Source organism: Neobacillus endophyticus (assembly GCF_013248975.1).
Classification (GTDB): domain Bacteria; phylum Bacillota; class Bacilli; order Bacillales; family Cytobacillaceae; genus Neobacillus; species Neobacillus endophyticus.
Genome location: NZ_JABRWH010000002.1, coordinates 87884 through 111187 on the forward strand (window position 1 = coordinate 87884; position 23304 = coordinate 111187).

Genomic DNA, 23304 nt, shown 5'->3' on the forward strand with positions numbered 1-23304 from the left:
TAGTGTTAAATTTTACAGTGCTTATTCTGTAATGAAATACGTTTGGATAATCCACTCAACGCCGAATGTCGGAACATAGTCGTTCCCAATTACCAAACGTAATCTTTTCGCGATCTGTCTCGCTGAGTTCTATTTTTTCCAAAAAACTACGTGAACCTCCTCGCTCGAACGGATAGTCCGTTGAGAAAAGGATCCGGTCAACTCCTACTGTTTCGACCGCCCAGCGAAGATAATTGTGACTGAACATACCACTAGGTGTGACGAATACGTTGCTACGAATATACTCAGAGAGAGAACGCTTGAGCTTAGCCATGTCAGCAAGTGGTTCGAGCCGTTCAAGATAAAATAGAACGAGTTCCCCCCAATGTCCAACAATTAGTTGAAGGTCTGGAAAACGGTCGAGAACACCACTTGCAATCAAACGCAAGAGTTGAATACCTGTTTCATAATGCCACCCTATGCGATGCGTGGCAAAAGCAGCATCCACCCCTTGCCCAAGGCCGTCGTAGTAAGCGGCGCGTACGACCGGCAGTGGCGACTGCGGGTGGAGATAGATTGGTGCTCTCAAAGCAGAGGCGGCTTCAAAGACAGGCCAAAAGTCAGGATGATCAATATTACGCTCACGTGTGCGGCCGAACAGCATTACGCCGTTTAACCCCAACTTTGTTACTGACCGCTCTAATTCAAGTGCCGCTGCATCTGGGGCGGCCGTGGCGAGTGTCGCGAGACCCTGCAGGCGGTCTGGGTGGGACCTGATCGCAGAGGCGAGTAGATCGTTGGTTTCGACTTGTAGTGGTACTGCAACAGCTGGAGAGAGATTCTGCAATCCAGGAGCGGTGAGTGACAGTACCTGGACATCTACCCCAGCTTCTTCCATTGCTTTGAAACGTTCTTCTCCAATTTCAGACAGACGTCGACCACTCTCGCCGCTGGACGATGCTTTCTGTGCAAGATCCTGCCATTCTGGTGCAAGTGTACTCCAAGCATCGATCACATTGGTAGTAACGAAGTGCTCTTCCAATCCGAAAACTCTCATGATTTTTTCAGCTCCCTTTATTGATCTGTTCCTCTCGTAATATGATTTTACTCGGGGGATAGTGAAATATAAAATACTGAATCAGTCTGACGGTATAACAAAAAAATATTGTAGCCACCTGTTCCACCGTCAACGTGTGTCCGTTCTTTCGTCTAGCATGTAAAAACGCCTGGCCCCCTAATTGACCTTGAGTCCTATCCCCCAATAAATTAGACTTAAAGTATTGGGGAAGCGGACAACATGCGTTCAAAGAAAGTATTTTAGGAGGCTCGCTTAGAGATTGTGCGATAGACATTATCGGGAATCAAGATACCTGTTTTCCAAAATGGGTTTTATGAGCTTTGAGGAGGCCTATTCAGCAGTCGATAGCTATATGGATTTTTACAATAAACGCAAGATGCATGGAAGCCTATAGCGTATGCCTCCTGTGAAATTTTTGGAGTGGGTCATGCAGTTGGAAGACCGATCGAAGTTTTATCGGGTATTATAATCCATTACAAGACATAAAGCAGGAATCGCATGGTCACATACAATAAGGATTCGAAAGATTAAGCTATGCTGCGGTAACCAATATTTTTAGAGACTAGACTTCGGATTTAGGAGGCCTAGCCGAATATACAAAACCATCGCCACGATTTACAATGAAAATGAACCTAATGGGTTGAAGTCAGTGTAATATTTCGAGTTGTTCCTCGAAACTTTCATAAATGAATAATACAGTTATACAAAGGGGTATAAAAGAAAAGTAGATACATTACCAGGTTAGACTACTGTAAGACCTTTATTGATTGGAGAAAAAATATGGATATAAAACAATTACGTTACTTTATCGCTACAGCAAAGTATCTAAACATGACAGTGGCGGCAAAGAACCTATATATCGCACAACCAGCACTGAGTAGACAAATCATCGATTTGGAAGGTTACTTGGGCGTTACTTTGTTCATTCGTGACAAACGCGGACTCAAACTTACGAGAGCAGGTATGGAACTACTCTCTGCAGCCAAAGAAATTGTTGCAAAATCGGATGAAGCGATAGAAAGGGTTAAATTAGCAGGAGCAGGTCTCAAGGGAGATCTGAAAATCGGTTATGTAGGCACATCCGATAAGATATTTCTCCCGAAGTTACTTCGTACGTTTCGTAAAAAACACCCGGATGTTGGATTATCGCTTGAATACGCTAATTCGGAAGCTTTAAATGACGCACTGAACTCAGGAGAATTGGACGTTGTTTTCACCTTCACTGTTGGGATTGAGAATATCACTGATCTTAGCTGGGAAAAAATATATACCGAATCCTTTGCCTTAATTGTTTCTGAAGATCACCCCCTTGCAAAGGAAAAAAAGGTTCAGATTACAGATTTATCAAACGAACTCTTTATTCTATTATCCCGTACCGAAGCGCCGCAACTCTTTGATTATATTCTGAAATTATGTGCTAGCGGAGGATTTTACCCTAAAAACGTCAGTCATCCTCATTTCGATACTGTGCTGCTTCAAGTGGAGGCTAACCTTGGGATTACCGTTCTCTCGCGGCATGGCAAAGCTTTCGCGTCTCCTTCTCTACGGTTCATTGATATTGAACATACTGTCGAGAATATTGATCTAGTCATGGCATGGAAAACGAACAATACGAATCCATGTATTCCCCTATTTCTCATTGAACTGCAAGAATTACTAAAAGCTTCGAATTTTGAAGAAGTGCTTTCGTTCGGAAAAAACGTTTAGAAATACAGAATGGGTACAACGTTGTATTTTGGCGAACCCGATGAACATCAAATGTATCCCTAGTATGGGATAAGTCCGAGGTAAGTGCCCAATATTCAAAACATGAAAGAATCATTAATGATTAGGATAAATGAACGGAAAGAGATCCACAATTATCTATTTCTATTCCATAATAGGGCGCAATTATTAAAGATCACAGGTGAGAAATAATCATACTTTTTTTAAAAAGGCAAACTAATTCACAAGGGAAGAATCCATTTTGATCAATCTTTTTTCAAAACGGATTCTTTTTATTTATCCTGAAAAGAAGTTCTGTGAGATACTTTAAACCAAACATTATTCCAAGGCTACATTTACATTACTTTCAAGAGTTTTTTGCCATTAATGTGGGAAGATAGATACCTACGAAAGAATGGAGCGATTAGACGGAATTAAACTTTTTTCTCCTTTATGACGAAATAAAAGGATGGAAGGAGAGGAAAATATATGAAAATTGATTTTTCACCTTACAAGGGAATGATGGATCATATGGCGCTACAACTTGCTATCATTTTAATTATACCTTTAATCGTAGCGCTTTTCGCTAAATGGATTTTTGTCACTATTAAAATACCAAATAAAATTGCAGGCACTCTTGGCGGTCTTGTTTTTATATTGGTGTTTTTAAAAACTTTAACGATTGTATTAGGATAGATGCAATCATAGAAATTTTTGTAGCTTGGAAATAAAGTCACGATGTTTGTAAAAAAGATGCGATGCTTTCCCCCTTTGGATACGCTTTGTCTAAAGGTTTTTTATGGTATAAATGATATAACATTATTCTACAATCGGGCGCAAGAATTGAAGAATTTATGGGCTGTTACAGCAGTCCATTTTTCTTGGTCTTTAATCAATTAAATGGCAGGTTACTTGAAGAAGGATTTTATAAATAATCGTAGAATTTTCCATTACAAAACCATTTTTGGAGGGGAAAACTTGAACAATAATAAAAAAGGATGGCTGTTTTTAGCGCTTGCGGGTTGCCTTGCTTTATTGACAATTTTTATATTTGGCAAAGGCTATGGCTACTATAATGTCCATTTTGATGAATACGTTTATATAGTTTTTAATGGTAATCTTATTGACAAAGTAACCACAACAGAAGAAGCCAACAGTTACGCCTATTTGATTATGGGACTAAGTATAATTCCTGCATTTTTAGCTTATTTTTATTTCCGAAAGTTTTTAAAACTTGTTCCAGAGGTAAATTAAGCTTGTGGTAGCTTATGTGTTGAAAACGGATTGATGTGGCAATCCTATTTTTTATCATACGAACCAATTTTAAATTGCGAAAAAATATAATTAAAGCAAAGGGTGCTATACTTCAACAACGATCTTCAACTATCGGGCGCAAGAATTGAACAACTCTGGACTGTTTTCAGCAGTCCATTTTTCTTGGCCTTTAATCAGTTAAATGGCAGGATAATTTAAAAAGAATAGGAAAACAGCAGAGAAGGAGGAGAAATAGATTTGATTAAAAGAATTGATATTACAAATCCTAAATTAGCTATGGAGGTATTAAACGTTCAAATACCTTCTTATAAGGTAGAAGCAGCATTAATTGATTCTGATGAAATACCACCATTAAAAGATACAGTTGACACGTTACAACAATGTGGAGAAAATTTCTTCGGCTATTACATAAATGAAGAATTAAGTGGAGTCATATCCATAAAAATAGAAAATAGTGTAATGGATATACATAGGTTATTTGTACATCCATTACATTTCAGAAAAGGAATTGCAAAAATGTTATTAGATTTTATTCAAACCAATAAGAAAGGATTTGAAACAATTATTGTATCAACTGGTTCTAAAAATTTACCTGCAATTAAATTCTATCAAAAAAATGGATTCTCAAAAATTAAAGAAATAAAAGTAACTGAACATTTATCTTTAACTCTTTTCAATAAGAAAATTTAATATTAGCTTATTAAGCTAAACCATCCAATAGAAACTACTCAGTTATTCCATTATCGGGCGCTTTTCTCAAGTAACGACAAAATCCCAATTTCCCAATTTAAATTCTGAGAAATTGGGATTTTGTCTTTTGGAATCTCCTTAACGTTGTAAATTTCGCGTTTTGCTGGTTTTAAATACATGTCTATAATGAAAACACACACATAAATTCCCTTTCGCTAAATTTCTTTCTGAACTTGTTTCGTATTGTGCTTTACTCTATTTTGTTTGTCTACTTTTATATGCATGAACATAACTCCCGATAGTGTAATTACTCCTCCTACTAGAGAAAGAAGGGTAGGTACCTCTCCAAGCCAAATCCACGCAATAACAAATGCTAAAGCCGGAGTTAGATAAAGAGAACTAGTTGCCTCTGAAGCTCCTACATGTGATGTAACATAAGCTAATGCAAGATAAGGAATAACCGTAGGAAAAAGACCTAAGTATACAATGCTAAGTGTTGAATCAATAGATGATTTCGTCATTTCACTTATTAATCCAGGGAAAAAGAAAAGCATAAAAAACGTGCCTGCCCATATCGTATAGGTAGTAAATGCAAGAAATCCATACTTTTTTAAATAACGAGTTTGAAATACAAAATAAATACTTTCCGAAAAAGCTGCTAAAAGAATGAACAATACCCCGTTTGTAAAGGAAACAGCCCCTCCAGTGCCTAATGAGATCAATACCACTCCAAAAAAGCTTATTGAAGATCCAATCCATCTTGATAATCCAAATCGTTCACGAAGAAACCAAACAGCTAAAAGAGTTGAAAAAATGGGAGTTGTTGATACAAGCAGGCTTGCAGCACCAGCACTAACTGTTTCCTCCCCGACATTTAGAGCTGTATGATAAACAGTGAAGCCTAAAAAACCCAACAATAAAATTATAGGAATATCCTTTAATTCCGGTAAATGCATTTGAGTGATAATTGCAATAAATATAAGCGCTATATAACCAATCAGCAATCGAGAAAGAGCAAGGTGTTCAGGTGTATAGGATTCTAAGCCAACTCGTATTCCAGCAAAAGCTGAACCCCATAGAAAAATGGGAAGGCAATACGCGAGCATAACACGAAAGCTCCGTTTTTGTGCCATTTTATCACATCCTTCGAGAAATTTAACCCAACCAATATTTCTTCTCCTACTATTTTTGTTTCTTATCTTATCAGCATTTGATAAAATGTCTCCAACCAGTTTAAAGGAAATAAAACCAACCACTTAGATCAAATAAAGAGGAGAATTTTTTTAATGGGGAATATCGATTGGAAAAGAAAGAAACATTCTCCTAAATATCAACAAATTGTAGACATTATCAAGGAGAAAATTGCCAATGGAGAATGGCCAATCGGAAGTAAAATTCCAAGTCAGCGACAATTAGCCGAGGGATTCAATGTAAATAGGAGTACTGTCGTCACTGCTTTAGAGGAATTAATGGCAGATGGATTGATTGAGGGAAAAATGGGAATGGGTACGTTCGTAGTGAATAATACATGGACATTACTTGCTACAAATCCTCCACCTGATTGGAAAGAACATGTTAAATCAGGTTTAATAAGACCGAGTCAATCGACTGTCCAACAGATAAATCAAGCTGAATCAAACACAAACCTAATTCAACTTAGTAAAGGTGAACTTTCTAAAGATTTATTTCCTTTAGATACAATGAAGTTTGTCATGCAAAGGGTATCTGAAGAAATGCAGGCTTTTGGATATGAAGAGCCAAAAGGTTTTCTGGCTTTAAGAGAAGCGATAAGCGACTATTTAAAAACATTTGGTGTTCAAGCCTCTCCTGCATCTATTTTAATTGTTTCCGGGGCATTGCAAGCTTTGCAATTGATTTCAGTCGGCCTTCTACCCAGGGGATCAACCGTATTACTTGAACAGCCTTCATACCTTTATTCTTTGCGTGTGTTTCAATCAGCAGGAATGAAGCTTACAGGTCTACCGATAGATGAACATGGCCTTATGCCAAGCTCAGTTTTCGAATCAAAAAAACAGAAAGGCAGAGTGATTTTATACTCCATTCCTTGTTTTCATAATCCAACAGGGATATTAATGTCAGAAAATCGACGTGAAGAACTAATTCAAGTATGTAAAAAAGAACAACTTCCTATGATCGAGGATGATATTTATCGGGAGCTATGGATCGATGAGCCACCACCACCTCCATTAAAATCAAAAGATAAACATGGACACGTATTGTATATTGGCAGTCTATCTAAAACGTTAAGCCCAGGTTTAAGGATCGGTTGGATTGCCGGACCTGAACCTGTAATTGAACGCCTATCCGATATTAAAATGCAAACTGACTATGGTTCTAGTTCCTTATCCCAAAGGGTCGCAGCTGAATGGTTAACAAGTGGCTTATATGAACAACACCTTGAATGTGTAAGAGAACAGCTTAAAATACGGAGAACGGTAATATTAGAGGCTTTAGAAATTTATTTAAAGGATTTAGCCACATGGGATGTACCAAAGGGAGGATTTTTTATATGGTTAAGAATACTACCAAAATTATCAATGAGTGAACTTTGCGCAAAGGCATTATCTGAAGGCGTACTTCTTAACCCAGGAGATATTTATGGTCAAGAATCAAACCATTATCTTCGCCTCTCTTATGGGTATGCTTCATTAAAAGATTTGAAAAAGGGTATCTGCAAAATTAGCCACATCATTCGAAAACTGGCAAAACGTTAATAAAAAGTACTTCTAACTAAGTTTCTTTAAGGAAGATGAGTACCATGTGCTGCGTCTTTTGTTTGTTGGACAAATTCGGTGCTAATAGGCATCTTATGGTTTCGTGCTACGGGTGTAACGCTACCATTACACTGTTAGGTATTATATTTGTCCAAATAGGAGGGAAATTGGTTGAAGTTGCGAAATTTGTTCTTGAGTCTGGTTTCATCAATATAGAAATTTTTGAAAACATAAAGGTGATTATCTTGAATAAGATTTAAGCAATGATCTTCAACAATCGGGCGCATGTGCGGCTGAGCTTAGGTCGTATCATATAACGGGTGGGATTCCCGTCGAGTAAGAACTAGCCATTCACTCGTAGCGAGTCTTGGAGGACTAAAGGTAACTTTAGTCTTTAAGCGTAGACAGTTAGGTGGCGGGCCGAAAGCCAAATGGCTGAAGGGATTGAGCTCCATAATGATTGTAAGTCGAGAGGGCTGATGCTTTATGCGCTGCAGAAAGCTACATTTTACCCCTCGTTAAAGGCAAGAAGGGTAAGACCTCTCTGGAGTCATAGACCTTGGCACGTTATACATTGATATGATACGGCAACTCAGGAGACCCTACCGGTCTTTTCTTTTTTTTAGAAGAGTATGGTGTACAAGCGATAACAAGCAAGGAAACCAAATGCCGATGTAGGGAGTCGGATAGCAGCGTAGTACCAATGAAGTTGGGTAATGCCGATGGAGGAAAGGCTGCTACCTAGATATCACCCTTACTAGAGACACATTTACTACACACAGAGGTAGATATTTTAAATGAAAACAAAACTACTAAGGATAGCAGAATTAGCAAAGTCTGAACCTAAAATGAAATTTACATCTCTTGCACATCTATTAAATAAGCAAACACTAACTCAATGTCATTATGAACTGCCCAATAGGAAAGCAACCGGGATTAACGGTATAACTAAAGAGCAGTACGATGAAAATTTAGAAGAAAACATTGAGGAGTTAGTAAGCAGGCTTAAAAGCAACAGTTATCGTCCTGTTCCAGTAAGAAGAATGTATATTCCGAAGCTCAATTCAAACAAGAAAAGACCTCTAGGAATACCGGAATATGAGGACAAGATTGTTCAAAAAGGCATTACGAAGCTACTTAATACCATCTATGAAAATGACTTTCTAGAATGTTCCTTTGGGTTTCGCCCAAATCGTAGCTGCCATGATGCTTTGAAAATACTGAACTTCTATATTGAAAAGAGGTCAGTAAATTATGTAGTAGATGTCGATATTCGCGGATTCTTTGACAACGTTGACCACAAATGGATGATGGAGTTCTTAAAACTGCGAATTGCTGACCCTAACCTACTAAGAATAATTGGTAGGTTTCTTAAAGGTGGATACATGGAGGAAGGGAAGAAATATAAAACAGATAATGGCACACCGCAAGGTGGAGTAATATCCCCGGTATTAGCCAATGTGTATCTCCATTATGTCCTCGACTTATGGTTTGAGAAAAAGGTCAAGAAACAATGCAAGGGACAAGCATATATAGTAAGGTATGCTGATGATTTTGTGTGCTGTTTTCAATATCAGAGCGAAGCTCAGGAGTTCTTCCAATCATTAAAATTTAGATTAAAGAAATTTAACTTGGAAATTGCCGAGGATAAAACCAAAATTATTCCCTTCGGGAGTTTTGCGGAGAAATATACAAATCAAAAGGGAAACAGTAAACCAGCAACCTTTGATTTCCTAGGCTTTACACACTATTGTGGGAAAAGCAAAAAAGGGAACTTTCGGGTGAAACGGAAATCGAGTAGGAAGAAAGTCCAAGGTAAATTAAAAGAGTCTAAAGAATGGCTGAAGAAGAATAGGAATAAGAATATTCACATAATCATGGACAGATTTAGACGCTCGCTTATTGGTTATTACAACTATTATTGCATCACTGATAATATCCTAAATGTTAGCAACTTCAAGTGCAAAATCGAGGACTTACTGTTTAAATGGCTCAACAGAAGAAGTCAAAGAAAATCCTTTACATGGGATAAATTCAGACTATTTCTTGATAAATATCCACTACCTTCACCAAGAATTAAAGTGAATATATATGAATTAAGAAAAGAGATTAGCTACATTCTGTGAATGATGACTAGGAGGAGCCGTGTGCATTAATAGTGCAAGCACGGTTCTGGGAGGGAATGGAGTTCAATTTACCGTAAGGTAGAAAGGCTCCCTTCTACTCGACTAATCGAAGAAAGATTAACGCGTTTTTTGTTAAAGTTATTAGGCTAACCGGAGTTTGATGTAAGAAGGAAAGTACAAGATGTGTGTGGAATAATTTAAAGTAAATCATGCTTTTAGGTGGGTTCCGTATGAGCTGGAAAAATATAATTTGGTTTTGTGTAAGTGCTATAGTTACCTTTAGTATTATCGGCTTATATAAAGGTAATTTTGAGTGGTTATCGTGGTACGATTTTCTTCCCACTGTTGGAGGGTTAATTGGTGTAACTATCGCTTCTTATAAAAATAAAAGTACAATATAACAAAAGAAAAATAGGAAACTTTTGTTACCTTAGAAAATTGCATTAATATATATACAGAGAATTTAGTAACAATGAGGTATCTAGCTAACGGGGGGGATTTAGTAAAAAGTAATTAATTGATTTTATGATTGAAATCATATTATTTTAGTTATTCCATTAAACCAGCTAATAGAAACTTAGTGATCTTCAACAATCGGGCGCAATACTTGAAGAGCCGGCTGCTATTGCCGGCTTTTTGTTTATTAAATTAAAAGGCAGGATAGTGTAATTAAACGTCCAATAATACTTCTTTGGAGGTGTAAAATGATCTATTTAGAAACGTCGAGATTGCAATTACGTGACTGGGAAGAAACCGATTTAGAACCATTTAGTCGACAAAATGCGGATGAAAAGGTTATGAGATATTTTCCTAAAACCTTATCATCTGAAGAAACAAATGTGTTCTATAAATCAATTATGTCCGAGTTTAAAGAATGTGGGTTTGGGTTGTATGCAGTGGAAGTAAAGGAAAATAAAGATTTTATAGGGTTTATAGGATTTCATAGGGCAACATTTGAGGCTGATTTTACACCGTGTATAGAAATTGGATGGCGATTAAAAAAAGAGGCTTGGGGAAAAGGATATGCAACCGAGGGGGCGACAGCTTGTTTACAATATGGATTTAAAGAATTGGATTTTAGTGATATTTATAGTTTTACAGCCGATGTTAATCAGCCTTCGAAAAACGTAATGATAAAAATCGGTATGAATTTTATTAAAACTTTTAATCACCCGAAAGTTGAGGAAGATAGTCCATTAAGAAAACATGTTCTATTTCAAATAAATCAAAAATAAATCTGTTTTAGGGAAATCATAGTTCAAGAAAAAGTTATTGGTCGTAAGTCCGAACATACTGTTCAATAAATTTAAACCTTTTATTCCGTAATCGGGCACTTTTCTTGAGTAACCAAAAATCCCAATTTCTCAATTTTAATACTGAGAAATTGGATTTTTTCCTTTTGGAATCTCCTTAACGTTGTAAATTTGCGTTTTGCTGGTGGTACCCCATCAATGCCATCTACAAATTGTTTTTCCGAAATTACTACTACTCAGTTCCTCTTCAATAGAGCAGCTATAACTCCATTCCCAGCGATGCTAAGGGTGCTTTACTTCAATAATGATCTTCAACAATCGGGCGCGATTCTTCAACAGAATTGTGCTCTTTCTTTATGTATGGGGTTATTATTGTGGAAATAACTATTTATTGAATCGCACTTAAAGTAAACGAGGAAAGTTAGCATAATAAGGACAGGCATAAATTTATCCCACAATTGGAAATATATTATAAATCGTTTCTTAAGGTGGATTAGATGAACAACTATACAAATGATAATACTGCCAGACGGTATAAAGCCCATGTTAGTATTTTAGGAACAACCCAATTGCATTTAAGAAATCCTTATATCATAGCATGGTGGTCCGCTGCGTTTCCAGGATTCGGGCATATGCTATTATCTAAATATCTTAGAGGATATGCCTTATTTATTTGGGAAGTTGTTATTAATGTTAAATCACATGTTAATTCTTCCATGGTTTATTCCTTTCAGGGGAATATTGACATGGCGAAAGAGGTATTAGATACAAGATGGCTTCTTATGTATATCCCTGTTTACCTTTTCGGTATTTGGGATAGTTACAGGACAACAGTAGATATGAATAAGATCTATCTTTTAACCGAGCGAGAGGAACACCGTTTTAATTCATTTTCATTAGGTTCGTTAGAGATTAACTACTTAGATAAGCGAAATCCCATTCTTTCCCTTATGTGGTCTTTGTTTATCCCCGGGCTAGGGCAACTTTATATACATAGGATTTTAACTGCTTTCTTTGTCATTATATGGTTAGTGGTATTTTTTTATTATTCTCATGTTCAAGAAGCTGTTGTACTTTTGTTTTTAGGAAAAGTAAAAGAAGCAACTTCGGTTTTAAATCCAGAATGGCTCCTTTTTATCCCTTCACACTATGGGTTTGCAGCTTATGATTCTTATATGAATACAGTTGAGAATAACAAACTATTTGAAAAAGATTTAAGGAATCATTTAATCGAGAATTATCAATCGAAGAGTTTCAAAATACTAAAAGGGCAAAAAGTGAAGTGATAGATGTGCAGTTATTTTCAACATTTGAAACCACTGGATTTTTAGAAATGGCAATTTCAACGTTAGAAAAAAAGGGATTAAAAAAGATAGTATATTTGCTGTTCCTCTGGATAATAGAGCAGAAGAACCTAAAATGTTTGATACCCTTCATCGCTCAGACGGAACAAGCCTGATTGATATAGGAATGGGGATTGGCACTGCATTTTCAGTTATTGGCGCCAGTATTGGATTTAAATTGGCTTGGGGACCCATTTATTGTGGACTGATAAGTGGATTTGTTGGATTTGTTCTTGGATTTGCTATTCTGCTTTTTATGGAATTGCGAATAAAGAAAAGGAAAAGGGTTTTAAAAGGAAAACATTCTGAAGTAATCTTAATTGTTGATTGTGAAGAATCACAAGCTGAATTAGTAGAAGATATACTTTGGAGCCATTTTGCATTAGGTGTAGCAAAAGTAAAATGATTTATTATTTGTTAAACATGTATCTAAAACTAAAGATTTTGAAGAATTGAACTTGAACAAACGGGGTTTTATTTCAATAACGTTCTTCAACAATCGGGCGCAAGAATTGGGCAATGATGGACTGTATCAGCAGTCCATTTTTTTGTCGTTAATCAGTTAAATGGCAGGTTTGTTGAAGAAGGGAATGAATCAGTTACATACATATTTAATGTTTGGGGAAACTAACCTAAAAACTCGAATGATTGGGTGTGTGTATGAAAAAAATCATTTGCATTATGTTAATTATTTCTTGTGTTTTAGTCTCTCCTAATATTGGGACAGTCTTTGCAGCTTCAAACGATAAATCTCCAACTTATGAGGAAAACCTTTTTGAAATCGGCTATCAATCTGTTGACGAAGTTTTAAAGGCTTTTGAACAGCATTATAAACGAAAATTGAGATTACCGTGTAGAGTACCCCCCGTTGCTTTTACTCATATTTTTGGGAGATTTAGTGATTTAGATGGTGATTTAAATGATACTTTTGAAGTTATGTTTATAAGTGATAAATCACCCGAAAATCATTATCAAGTTGATGTTCGTCCTGCAAAGTATAGAATATCTATAAATAATAAAGACGCAATAAAAACATATGAGCTAAAGGATGGGAACAAAGCTATTTATATGGTAACTCGGGTTTCTAATATCCTTATATTTGAAAAAGATAATTGGCAGTATATGCTGGGTATAAATAAAAGAATTTCAGATAAAGTCACTCCTCAAACTTTAGTTGAAATAGCTAATTCTATTGATTATGCACCTAATAATAAAAGGTAGTTCTTTGACTAAACGAGCGCTTAAGTTTAACAATGGAGGTAGCTATGACAGCTTTCTTTTTAATTGCACTAAATGGGTAGTTAAAATCAATAACAAATGGGTAATTATGGTGAATAAATATAAATATTAATACAATAAGAGGAGGGAAGCACTCGAATTGAGAAACTTATTGTTGATACCAATTTTATTAACCATCTTTGTATCGTTTCCAACAGGATGCTCACATAATAGTCCTGGTGGAACGTCCTCCACAACTTGGGTAGCAAATGGAATAGACAACAAGCCTTCATCTGCCAATGAAGACCAATTCATCATAGTTCAAAAGCATATTGGTAAAGAATATGAAAGTAATTTTGAAGAATTTAGAAAAATAACAGATGGAAAGCAAGCCCGTAAAGTGAAAGAGATTCTAAATGAGAAGAAGTGGATCTCCGTAAGCGATATACCTGAACCACCTGACTATCAATTTATTTTTCAAAATAATAATCCTAATATAAAAGCAAAAGAAGTGTTGTACAGAATTAGTATTACCCCTGATAGAAACCATTTGGTGATGGTTCGAGGTAAGCAAGAATATGCTCAATTTACAAAAGGGGAATCAGAGGTGTTATTCAACATTCTAATAGGTGTTAAAATATCGAAGTAAATTGGAACATATTACATGCCAAAAAGTTAAGAATTTAGACCCCTAAACGTGAGGGTATTGTGCAAATTTCTCCATTTTTTCGTTTTGGGGGTATCTTATTTTTATTAGCTTGATTGGCATGTGGTGGTACCCCAGATAGAATAGATTAATGTCTTATATGGATATATATCTTTTCAGTAATATAGCAAACAATTAGCCCCAAAATTAATGGCGTTAGTGAACCGATAAACATATGAAAACCTTTTTGATTAAATTTAATTACTGGCTGAAACATTAGCCAAGGGATTGTAAACAAATGCCCAATTGAGTAAAACAAGCATGTTGCTAATATGAGTGAACTAAACGTAACAATAAAGCTCTTAAAATCCATTATAAAACCTCCTGAAAACGCAAAAATCCCAATTGTTGTTAATTTTATATTAACTGTTATTCAGGAAGCAATCCCTTTTTTGAAAAGTGGAAAAATGTTTAAAATAATTTGAAGAAGTTTTCTAAAATTCCTGGGTAGCTTTACTTCAATAACGATCTTCAACAATCGGGCGCGTTTCTGCAACAAGAAATGTGCTTTTCTTTATTTAAAGGGCCATATTGTGGGAAAAATAATTAAACACTAGGTGATTAATTATTCTTAACAAGTTATACTGTAATAAAATAATGTAATGAAATGTGGCGATTAAATGAATCAGAGAATAAACAAATACAACCAGCAAATTGGTGAGGAGTTGTCCAATTGGCAGAAAAGAGAATTCCCTTCTGATATGTATTATGTCGGAAAGTATACCATTGTCACTAGATTATCTCGTACACATACCAAAGAACTTTATAACGCCTATAAAAACTCTCACCCTAGTAATTGGACATACTTATCCTACGAACCACCTCACGACTATGAATCGTTTGAACAGACAATACTAGAAAAAATAGAAAGCAGCACACACGTCTATTATTCCGTGTTAAATAAAGAGACAAACAAACCGATTGGAATCTTTAGTTTAATGAGGATAGATCAGGAAAATGGGGTAATCGAAGTGGGAAGTGTTAATTTTTCGGATGAATTAAGAAGAACAAGAATGTCTACCGAAGCACACTATTTATTAGCCATGTATGTATTTGAAGAACTCCAATACCGGCGCTATGAATGGAAATGTGATTCCTTTAATGCTCCTTCCATTCAAACAGCAAAACGTTTAGGATTTCAGTATGAAGGCACCTTCAGAAATGCCGTTATCTATAAAAAACGCTCACGAAACACCAGCTGGTTTTCAATGCTAATAGAAGAATGGCCTTTACATAAACAAGCATTAACTCAATGGTTGGCCGAAGAGAACTTTGATGACAAAGGAGTCCAAGTTCAAAGATTAGAAGCATTTAAGAAATAAGAATAAAATTACTTGCATTTATTAAAGCAATCGGGCGCAAGAATTGAGCAAAAATGGACTGATACAGTCCATTTTTTGTCGTTAATCAGTTAAATGGCAGAATAATTGAACAATGATCAGAGGAAATTAAATAAAAAAGGATATTTTTATGATTGGACTAATTATTGCTGTTATTCTTTTTAATTTAATTGCATTTATATCAAACAATAGGCTTACAAAAAATCAAATTGTTCATATATGGCTATTCACTGTTACTTTACAATTACTTGCTGATTTGTTTATTGACCAAAAATATCACGGTTACTGGTATTTCACAAAAGAAGTTGATTGGAGAGGTTTACCAACGACTACAATGCTTTTACCACCAGTAAATATATTGTTTTTGAATTGGTATCCATTTAACTCTCAATTATTAAAAAGAATTCTTTATTATATTTTATGGTTAGTATTTATGGTGATTTATGAAGAAATAGCGTTACTTCCAGAACCTTGGGGGTACTTCAATTACGGGTGGTGGAAATTGGAATACTCTATTCTTATTGACCCAATTCTGTTAATTATAATATTGAATTTTTATAGGTGGATTTGCAAAATCGAAAAAATTTAACTAACCTGAGCTTTTCATATATAAGATTTAAGCAATGATTTTCCGTAATCGGGCGCGATTCCTTAACAGAATTATGCTCTTTCTTTATGTTTAGGGCCATTTAACGGAATAAGACTCTCTATAAAATTGAATATTTGGCGTGTTTAATGAAGAAAGAATCCTTGTTGCTATAGATGGATTAAATAAGGACCCATTTTCAAAAAAACAACCTATTGGTAGGATGAGAAGATATTATCTTTAGAGGGAAGAGGCTGGAGTTAATAGTTCCCAACCTCTAAATAAGGTCTGAATTTATACTATTTCAATCTGATTTTTTTCATCATTTATAACTTTTTTGTCTGTAAAAAATCCACATATTGAAGATACCAACAGAATGATTGTTGTAAGTAAAAAGGTTTGTTTAAAAGCATTGGTTTTGGGCAACGTTCGATGGGATCCATCAAGAATTTGTCATCGCACGAGTAGTGTTAAACGTAAATTCAATCATAAAATCAGAAACAATATATTTAGGACGTATAAATGAAGCTGGTGGTGAACTTGAATGTATGTGAACCAGCGTTTTACGCTTATTCAATTCAGTAAATATTTCATCAAATATAGGATCTCCAAGAAAATTAGGAGCCGAGTGCATTAATAGTGCAAGCACGATTCTGTGAGGGGGGAGAACAAAATCTGCCTTACGGTAGAGAGATTCTCTTCTACTCAACTAGCATAGGTGCATTTCTTCACAAAGTAGAAAAAGCTGATCTTCCAAATTAGGAAAATCAGCTTTTTTATTACCTATCGTTTGAATAAGATCAAAAAACGCAATTAAGATGGTGGAGTATTACAAGACGATGAAGGCTTTGCTTTTGTTCTTTCCGCCAGATTAGTAATGAACTCAATATCTTGTTCGGTTAATAAATCTAAAAAATGCTCACGTATTGCCATGGAAACGACAGGGCGGGCATCATCCAAAGTTGATTTTCCGAACGAAGTAATCATTACCTGGACTCCTCGTTCAGTATCTAATGGTTCCCTTATAACAAGTCCACGTTTTTCCATCCGCGTTAAATGATGGGACAACCGACTCTTGGTCCAATCGATTGAGTTTGCTAATTCTTGTTGACGTAGTTTACCTTTTCCATAAAGATCCAATCGGTCTAATATACCAAAGTCACCCTCCGATAGTCCAGTTTGCTCGAACATGTCTTTTACTACGCGTCCAAAAATGTTCTTATAAGAGTTTTTCCACATATGCCAAATTTGCATTTCTTCTTCACTTATCATTTTTTTATTCATAAATGGAGTATAACATTGTTGACGCGTCAACTACAAGGTGGTAAAGTGAGTTTAGGTTGATACATCAACCTTAGTTAAATGCATGGTTTGATAAAAAGAATTTAACTGCATCGACAAAAGTTGTTCGCAGGAAGGAGAGTTTTACAATGCATTCTAAACCTGTCGCCTTGGTTACTGGAGCTAATAAGGGAATTGGTCTTCAAATCTCAAAGGATCTTGAGGCACACGGATTCACTGTCCTTGTTGGGTTACGCAATTTTGAAAAAGGAAAAAGGCAGCAATTAGCGTTGGGGAAGATGTACGGGCCATCCAACTTGATGTTACCGATCAGTATTCTATCGAGACCTCAGCAGAATGTATCCGTAATAAGCTAGGTCGAATCGACGTACTTATCAACAACGCGGGCATATCGCATGGGGGTGAACCTGGAATGAAACTTGAAGATGTAGGTAAGTCAGGAAAAACAAGTGTTGCATCTAACGATGAGGTACGCACGGTGTTTGAGACAAACGTATTTGGTGTAATTGCTGTCACACAAGCGATGCTACCGCTTCTTCGTAAAGCTCCTGCTGCACGAATCGTCAACGTTTCGAGTGGATCAGGATCGCTAACACTCAACGCGGACCCCAACTATTCGCATCGAGAAATGTTCGGTGCAGTTTATAGCCCTTCAAAGACCTGCCCTTAACGCCATTACGCTTGCACTTGCATCAACAGGTATTGTCAATGCCGTATGTCCGGGCTTTACCGCAACTGACCTCAACAATTTGGAAGGAACAGGAACCGTTCAACAGGCAGCTCGTCATCCGGTGAGCCTTGCTCTTCTTGACGGGAGCGGTCATATAGGCATGTTTTCTAATGAGAGACGTCAACTTCCGTGGTGCTGATGGGAGTCTCTCGATGATTTTAAATAAATCATCATTAATTTTTGACATAATACTGAAGGAGTGAGTTATACAAATGGAATATAAAAAACTCGGAAAGTCAGGTTTGGATGTTTCAGAACTATGTCTTGGAAGCATGAGCTTTGGCATACCTGAACGAGGAAATACACCATGGTCACTAAATGAAGAAAATAGCAGACCGCTCATTAAAAAAGCCCTTGAATTGGGCATGAATTTTTTCAGTACCGCTAATATGTACTCTGACGGCACAAGTGAAGAAATTCTTGGGCGAGCATTAAAGGACTTCTCTCGACGTGACGAAGTTGTCATTGCTACAAAAGTATTCGTTCCGATGCGTAAAGGTCCAAATGCAATGGGGCTTTCCCGAAAAACGATAATGACGGAAGTTGATAATAGTCTAAGACGCTTGGGTACAGACTACATCGACTTGTATCAAATCCATCGATGGGATCCTAACACACCGATTGAAGAGACAATGGAGGCACTTCATGATCTAGTTAAGGCAGGCAAGGTAAGGTATATCGGAGCATCCACCATGTCAGCTTGGCAGTTCGCAAAAGCTCAACATGTGGCAGAACGCAACGGTTGGACGCGTTTCATTTCCATGGAAAATAGACTTAACTTACTTTATCGAGAGGAAGAAAGAGAAATGCTACCTTTTTGTAAAGATGATGGAGTTGGCGTTACGCCATATTTACCTTTTGCTGCAGGTAGATTAACCCGAGATTGGAATGAACAGACCTCTCGATCAGAGAATGACCAAGTAGCAAAGGACCTGTTTACCAAGACAGAAGAAGCCGATCGCAAAGTGGCGGAAAGAGTGGCAGAGGTTGCTGCGAATCGAGGTATTCCACGCGCACAAGTCGCACTTGCATGGTTATTACAAAAGGAAGGGGTCACAGCACCGATTATTGGGGCGACCAAGATAAGCCATATCGAAGATGCAGTGTCGACGTTATCAATCAAATTGACATCTGAAGAGATTAAGAGTTTAGAAGAACTTTATGTACCACATCCAATGGTATAAATTCACAACTGCGCTTAGGGTGAACACTTAAAAGGTGTTCGCTCTTTTTTATATAATCTTTCTTAATTGGTAAGGGTTAATGTTAGCACTCTTGTAATAAAAGAACTATAAAAAGGGCTAATTTGTGAAGAAATACTTAAACAAACGGGTAGCTTTACTTCAATAACAATCTTCAACAATCGGGCGCGATTGCTCAATATGAGCAGTCGCTTTCCTTGTTCCATTAACGGTGCAGTTTAATTTAAGTGTAATTATTCACAATCTGAATTATTAAATGTCTTTTTCCTCCACACAAAAAAACTCCCACCAGATGAAAAAAGAGAATGAATTCATTATGAAATCATCCCCTCAAATAGTTAGAAAATGCTTATAGTGATATTATCATCAATGACTAGCTAGACGTTTTTCAAAATCCGCCTTAAACAACAGAATAGCATCAATATTTACAGCAAAATCGTGGTCACTGATATTAAAATTAGTTATAAACTCGTCAGACCTCTCACGAACCATAATTGTCGGACGGATATTGTCTCCAATAGTGTCCGGAGTTACACCACTTCCATAAATATACCAGTTAGTTACAGTAGGCTTATTTGCTGCATTTTTAGATAAGTCATTTTTTATTATTTCGCATAAATTTTCCATAAAATCTTCATTAAGATTAATGATTTTTCCAAATTCACCATCAACAGATATATCAGCATCTCCATACCAAATATTCCTGCTTGTTCGTTTTCCGTCATTTGAAGTGTAAGTTTCATCAAACAAAATCTTCATTTTCATTACCACCCCGTTAATATACAATTTCTTCACGCTATTATACACCAATTAGAAATTGTAAAATAGCTTGCTGTTAGTCTCACTATACATGTAAGAGTTAGGCATGCTAAAATCATAGGAGGGTTCCTCTTAAAGTGTGAGTTAGAGTGGTGTCTATACTCATATCTTACTGAGAAGCCCTATTTTTTTCAAAGTTGAAAAATAACGATCTACCGGAATGCTATCGGGTGCTTTTATATGCAAGCTTTTGGCTTTTTTTACATTCGTAAAAGATACTGCCGTTTGAGCTCGTCAGCAACATCAGTTTACGTACCAAAAGGTACACCTTTTGGGATGTCTTCATGCTTCCTATAAAATCAAGTTCTTGTAGTCCTAAAAGGTTATAAATTCAATTTTGGGATATCCCGAAATTATGATCGGCCTTTTTAGAAAGAAAATGGAGTGCATCTGCGTTTCATACAGGAGGACTTACTGAACATACGTTGCTTAACGTGTAAGAAATCGGTTTTTTATGTTTAAAATATGTCTAACCGTGTATTTTTCCCGAAATGATACATGAAGACGAATATGAATGCAATTATTAAAAGTTTTTAATAGATTATATTTTGACGGAAGTCTGTCCATCCTAGATTTATAGGTTAAAAAGGATGGAGGTTACTAAAGTGCTAACAATTCATGTAAAGAAAGTACTAGCTGTTTGCAGTGTTCTTGTTCTATCACCCATATTTTTCAATCCTTCCCAAAAACAAACGGCTTTTGCAGATATGTCTTCTTCGCAATTAAATGCTAATCAGAGTATAGCAGCAACCGTACAAGCCAACCTATTAAACGTTCGAGAGCATCCAAGTTTAAGCAGCAAGATTATAGGTTATTTAAAAATGGGGGCAAAAATTACGGTTCAAGAGGAACAATCCGGATGGGCAAAAATGAGGTCTTCTTCTGGTGTTCAGGGGTGGGTGTATGAAGAATACATCACTAAATACGCACCTGCCATTGAAGGTCCACCAATAGTAGGAAAAATAGTTGCTTTCAACGAAAAGGGACAAACTCAATCGACACAATCAAATCATATTTCCAATGTTCCAACGATGGTTCCTTCGATTTCCCCAAATAGTCAGGAGTCCCTTAATGAGAAAACAATTGTGCTCGATCCCGGGCATGGTGGGAAAGATGATGGGACAACAGCAATCGATGGAGTACATGAAAAATTATTGACCTTATTAACGGCCGAAGCTGTTAAACAGAAGCTTGAAAACGCAGGTGCCAATGTCATTATGACCCGGACGGATGATAGTTATGTTCCTTTACAACAAAGGGCAGATATCTCAAATCAAAAAAATGCGGATGCTTTCATAAGCGTGCACTACAATTGGTCGAGCGACCCATCCATAAATGGAATAACAGATTTTTATTATCTACACTCCAGTAGCCTTTTAGCGTCGGATATTTTAAAGGAAGTCGTCAAAACAACAGGATCAAATTCCGACGGAACAGCATACGATAACCTAAGTGTTTTACGCAACAATTCGCGACCAAGCACTCTGATCGAGCTGGGCTTCCTCTCCAATCAAAATGAGGAATTGGTGGTCGAAAGCGCTGCTTATCGTGATAAAGTGGCTCAAGGCGTTTATCAAGGGTTACTCGACTATTTTCAATCTAATACTAAATAAAAAGCCGAGAACACGACCGGCTTTTTTTGGCTCCCCATACGGTAAACCTCACTAATTAAACTTAGTGAATTGTTCAGCGATTTAGGCGTATATTTTGTATCAATTACTAACAGTATTGACACTTCAACAGCAATGGAGAAGTTTTTCTTTCGTACAATGGCAAGTATCGCTGAATTAGAACGGGATATTATTAGTGTTTAGTAGTACCAATATGCGATCAGAACATATTAAACATTATCTTCGATATTTATTCGGTAGGCTTGTTTGAAATGACATGCCTCTCCAATGGTCCATATTTAAAGACTTTTGCAATAAAAGAGGTTATTGGAAAAAGTAGGAGTGAAAATCGTCTCGTGATTTTACCGGAAAATACACCAACCACTAAACTTGCTAATACATCTGTAGGATAATGGACGCCTACATAAACACGAGAAAACATAACAATAATCGCGATTACCGTAAAGGTTCTGCTAATCCATTTGTGCCCCCAAGACCCCGAAGCAAAACCAAAACTACCGGATGCATGATCACTAGGGAAAGAAGGGTCAGCGCTGTGGGGAATAAGCTGTATATATATACCTTTTGGAAATACTGTAAAAGGCCGAGGACGGAACCATATAAATGAGATTAATACATTAATTACAAGTGCCAAAACACCTGACAGACCTGCGATAACGAGTGCATGTCGATATTGGATATCTCGTTTAGGAAGTGTAAACCAGACAATGATAAATAATAATGCGTAAAATTCCAATGCGTACTTTGCAAAGAAAATCATAAGGTCATCTAAAATATAATTATGACCTGCCAGCCCATTAATCAAATGATATAACGATATATCAAAAGGGTTTGTAAAAGAAGCATGAAACATTAATCCTCATCTCTTTCTAAGCGTTTCTACTCGTTCAGGCTTAATAGTTAGTTCATATTTTCTACAAAAAAATATACAGTTATACCTTTTTCTAACACCTGAAACATCTTAGATTTTAATTTAATATGGATGGCCACTATATTGGGCTGCAACGAACTAAGTTCTACCTTGGAAGTAAAAGTCACGGTGCCTATTCTATACAGAGAAAGTAATGCCGGAACAGTCTGTTTGGAACTGAGCTTTTTTATATTTTGTTCATAGACTAGCATACAAGTAAACCAACAGCTGAAGGGGGAATAGGGCTATGTGTTGTTAAGTGGTGAATTTTTTTCGTTTTTTGAATTATTATCTGAATTTAAAAATTTATATGAATTATAAAATTAGGGGACAATAAACAAAAAAAGGAGGTTTTGAACATGTTGTATACATGTGATGAAAATTATTCGTTCTACATAAAGCCTGCCACTGTTGAATTGGGGAACAGCATAGAAGTAACTACTTGGAAAGCTGATGATTATCAGGAGTTCTATAATTTTGAAATTCATTTTCCTTTGGAACTTGTAAAAGAGGATTTTCGATATGATTCGGGAGGTTACTTTATGAATGATTTTGCTGACTATATAGACTGTATTGGTTCCGTTATATTGAAAGATGGTCTGTTAATAATAAGTGGATTAAAGGCAAAAGCTTAATAAAATTCCGTTCTACGCTAAGCATTTATAAAATCAAAATGG

Annotated in this window: 25 protein-coding genes and 2 pseudogenes; 21 read left to right on the forward strand and 6 right to left on the reverse strand. The window is 36.3% G+C overall.

The genetic code is table 11. The features are described 5' to 3' along the window. Positions 1–55 precede the first annotated feature (55 nt). Positions 56–1036, reverse strand: coding sequence for an amidohydrolase family protein (locus HPT25_RS26560; RefSeq protein ID WP_173071650.1), 981 nt, complete (start codon positions 1034–1036; stop codon positions 56–58). A gap of 801 nt (positions 1037–1837) precedes the next feature. On the opposite strand from HPT25_RS26560, the gene HPT25_RS26565 reads away from it, so the two are divergent. The 4 genes from HPT25_RS26565 (at position 1838) to HPT25_RS26580 (ending at position 4726) form a co-directional block, all read left to right on the forward strand. Next, positions 1838–2764, forward strand: a complete 927-nt coding sequence (locus tag HPT25_RS26565) for a LysR family transcriptional regulator (RefSeq protein ID WP_173071652.1) — start codon at positions 1838–1840, stop codon at positions 2762–2764. Between the two features lie 486 nt (positions 2765–3250). Then, complete coding sequence (locus tag HPT25_RS26570; protein WP_173071654.1) at positions 3251–3457, forward strand: hypothetical protein; 207 nt, start codon at positions 3251–3253, stop codon at positions 3455–3457. Positions 3458–3661: 204 nt separating this feature from the next. Further along, positions 3662–4015, forward strand: coding sequence for a hypothetical protein (locus HPT25_RS26575; RefSeq protein ID WP_217270010.1), 354 nt, complete (start codon positions 3662–3664; stop codon positions 4013–4015). A 258-nt stretch (positions 4016–4273) separates the two neighbouring features. Beyond that, complete coding sequence (locus HPT25_RS26580) at positions 4274–4726, forward strand: GNAT family N-acetyltransferase (RefSeq protein WP_173071657.1); 453 nt, start codon at positions 4274–4276, stop codon at positions 4724–4726. Between the two features lie 215 nt (positions 4727–4941). Here HPT25_RS26580 and HPT25_RS26585 read toward each other — a convergent pair whose 3' ends face one another. Beyond that, positions 4942–5859, reverse strand: coding sequence for a DMT family transporter (locus tag HPT25_RS26585; RefSeq protein ID WP_173071659.1), 918 nt, complete (start codon positions 5857–5859; stop codon positions 4942–4944). 153 nt (positions 5860–6012) lie between these two features. Here HPT25_RS26585 and pdxR point away from each other — a divergent pair, with 153 nt between their 5' ends. The 10 genes and pseudogenes from pdxR (at position 6013) to HPT25_RS26635 (ending at position 16036) form a co-directional block, all read left to right on the forward strand. After that, positions 6013–7461, forward strand: a complete 1449-nt coding sequence (pdxR, locus tag HPT25_RS26590; protein WP_173071660.1) for a MocR-like pyridoxine biosynthesis transcription factor PdxR — start codon at positions 6013–6015, stop codon at positions 7459–7461. Between the two features lie 797 nt (positions 7462–8258). Next, positions 8259–9587: a group II intron reverse transcriptase/maturase gene (ltrA, locus tag HPT25_RS26595; RefSeq protein WP_173071662.1), complete on the forward strand. Its 1329-nt coding sequence runs from the start codon at positions 8259–8261 to the stop codon at positions 9585–9587. Between the two features lie 230 nt (positions 9588–9817). Further along, the gene (locus HPT25_RS26600; protein ID WP_173071664.1) at positions 9818–9988 is read left to right on the forward strand and encodes a hypothetical protein; all 171 of its coding nucleotides are present in this window, start codon (positions 9818–9820) and stop codon (positions 9986–9988) included. Between the two features lie 303 nt (positions 9989–10291). After that, on the forward strand, positions 10292–10822 hold the full coding sequence (locus HPT25_RS26605) for a GNAT family N-acetyltransferase (protein WP_173071666.1): 531 nt from the start codon (positions 10292–10294) through the stop codon (positions 10820–10822). Between the two features lie 515 nt (positions 10823–11337). Further along, complete coding sequence (locus HPT25_RS26610; RefSeq protein WP_173071668.1) at positions 11338–12126, forward strand: hypothetical protein; 789 nt, start codon at positions 11338–11340, stop codon at positions 12124–12126. A gap of 5 nt (positions 12127–12131) precedes the next feature. Continuing rightward, a pseudogene (locus HPT25_RS26615) lies at positions 12132–12589 on the forward strand (hypothetical protein). 254 nt (positions 12590–12843) lie between these two features. Next, on the forward strand, positions 12844–13404 hold the full coding sequence (locus HPT25_RS26620) for a hypothetical protein (protein ID WP_173071670.1): 561 nt from the start codon (positions 12844–12846) through the stop codon (positions 13402–13404). A 157-nt stretch (positions 13405–13561) separates the two neighbouring features. Continuing rightward, positions 13562–14050, forward strand: coding sequence for a hypothetical protein (locus tag HPT25_RS26625; protein WP_173071672.1), 489 nt, complete (start codon positions 13562–13564; stop codon positions 14048–14050). Between the two features lie 677 nt (positions 14051–14727). Beyond that, the gene (locus tag HPT25_RS26630; protein WP_173066618.1) at positions 14728–15429 is read left to right on the forward strand and encodes a GNAT family N-acetyltransferase; all 702 of its coding nucleotides are present in this window, start codon (positions 14728–14730) and stop codon (positions 15427–15429) included. Between the two features lie 148 nt (positions 15430–15577). Then, positions 15578–16036, forward strand: coding sequence for a hypothetical protein (locus HPT25_RS26635; protein ID WP_173071674.1), 459 nt, complete (start codon positions 15578–15580; stop codon positions 16034–16036). A 439-nt stretch (positions 16037–16475) separates the two neighbouring features. Here HPT25_RS26635 and HPT25_RS28530 read toward each other — a convergent pair whose 3' ends face one another. Together HPT25_RS28530 and HPT25_RS26640 are read right to left on the reverse strand one after the other, a co-directional pair. Next, positions 16476–16742 carry an amidohydrolase family protein gene (locus tag HPT25_RS28530; RefSeq protein ID WP_217269739.1) on the reverse strand — a complete coding sequence of 89 codons (267 nt, stop codon included), beginning with the start codon at positions 16740–16742 and terminating at the stop codon, positions 16476–16478. A gap of 104 nt (positions 16743–16846) precedes the next feature. Beyond that, on the reverse strand, positions 16847–17317 hold the full coding sequence (locus tag HPT25_RS26640; RefSeq protein WP_173066621.1) for a MarR family winged helix-turn-helix transcriptional regulator: 471 nt from the start codon (positions 17315–17317) through the stop codon (positions 16847–16849). 146 nt (positions 17318–17463) lie between these two features. On the opposite strand from HPT25_RS26640, the gene HPT25_RS29195 reads away from it, so the two are divergent. The 4 genes from HPT25_RS29195 to HPT25_RS26650 all read left to right on the forward strand — a co-directional run bounded on the left by HPT25_RS29195 (position 17464) and on the right by HPT25_RS26650 (position 19249). Next, entirely contained in the window at positions 17464–17691 is a 228-nt protein-coding gene (locus tag HPT25_RS29195) for an SDR family NAD(P)-dependent oxidoreductase (RefSeq protein WP_281368215.1), read from the forward strand. Next, complete coding sequence (locus tag HPT25_RS26645) at positions 17625–18005, forward strand: SDR family NAD(P)-dependent oxidoreductase (protein WP_312857350.1); 381 nt, start codon at positions 17625–17627, stop codon at positions 18003–18005. Before HPT25_RS29195 ends, HPT25_RS26645 begins: the two co-directional genes overlap by 67 nt. Further along, a complete protein-coding gene (locus tag HPT25_RS28895; RefSeq protein WP_246277210.1) occupies positions 17971–18204 on the forward strand; it encodes a Rossmann-fold NAD(P)-binding domain-containing protein in 234 nt (77 codons plus the stop codon). The genes HPT25_RS26645 and HPT25_RS28895 overlap by 35 nt, the downstream gene beginning before the upstream one ends. A gap of 73 nt (positions 18205–18277) precedes the next feature. Next, positions 18278–19249 carry an aldo/keto reductase gene (locus HPT25_RS26650; RefSeq protein ID WP_173071676.1) on the forward strand — a complete coding sequence of 324 codons (972 nt, stop codon included), beginning with the start codon at positions 18278–18280 and terminating at the stop codon, positions 19247–19249. A gap of 384 nt (positions 19250–19633) precedes the next feature. Here the strand turns inward: HPT25_RS26650 and HPT25_RS26655 are convergent, their stop codons facing one another. Beyond that, positions 19634–20026, reverse strand: coding sequence for a hypothetical protein (locus HPT25_RS26655; protein ID WP_173071678.1), 393 nt, complete (start codon positions 20024–20026; stop codon positions 19634–19636). A 665-nt stretch (positions 20027–20691) separates the two neighbouring features. On the opposite strand from HPT25_RS26655, the gene HPT25_RS26660 reads away from it, so the two are divergent. Together HPT25_RS26660 and HPT25_RS26665 are read left to right on the forward strand one after the other, a co-directional pair. Next, complete coding sequence (locus HPT25_RS26660) at positions 20692–21699, forward strand: N-acetylmuramoyl-L-alanine amidase family protein (RefSeq protein ID WP_173071680.1); 1008 nt, start codon at positions 20692–20694, stop codon at positions 21697–21699. A 51-nt stretch (positions 21700–21750) separates the two neighbouring features. Further along, positions 21751–21894, forward strand: a pseudogene (locus HPT25_RS26665) (recombinase family protein); the annotation flags it as partial. 52 nt (positions 21895–21946) lie between these two features. Here the strand turns inward: HPT25_RS26665 and HPT25_RS26670 are convergent. Continuing rightward, complete coding sequence (locus HPT25_RS26670) at positions 21947–22522, reverse strand: undecaprenyl-diphosphatase (RefSeq protein ID WP_246277404.1); 576 nt, start codon at positions 22520–22522, stop codon at positions 21947–21949. Between the two features lie 464 nt (positions 22523–22986). On the opposite strand from HPT25_RS26670, the gene HPT25_RS26675 reads away from it, so the two are divergent. After that, entirely contained in the window at positions 22987–23262 is a 276-nt protein-coding gene (locus tag HPT25_RS26675; RefSeq protein WP_173071683.1) for a hypothetical protein, read from the forward strand. Positions 23263–23304 lie beyond the last annotated feature (42 nt).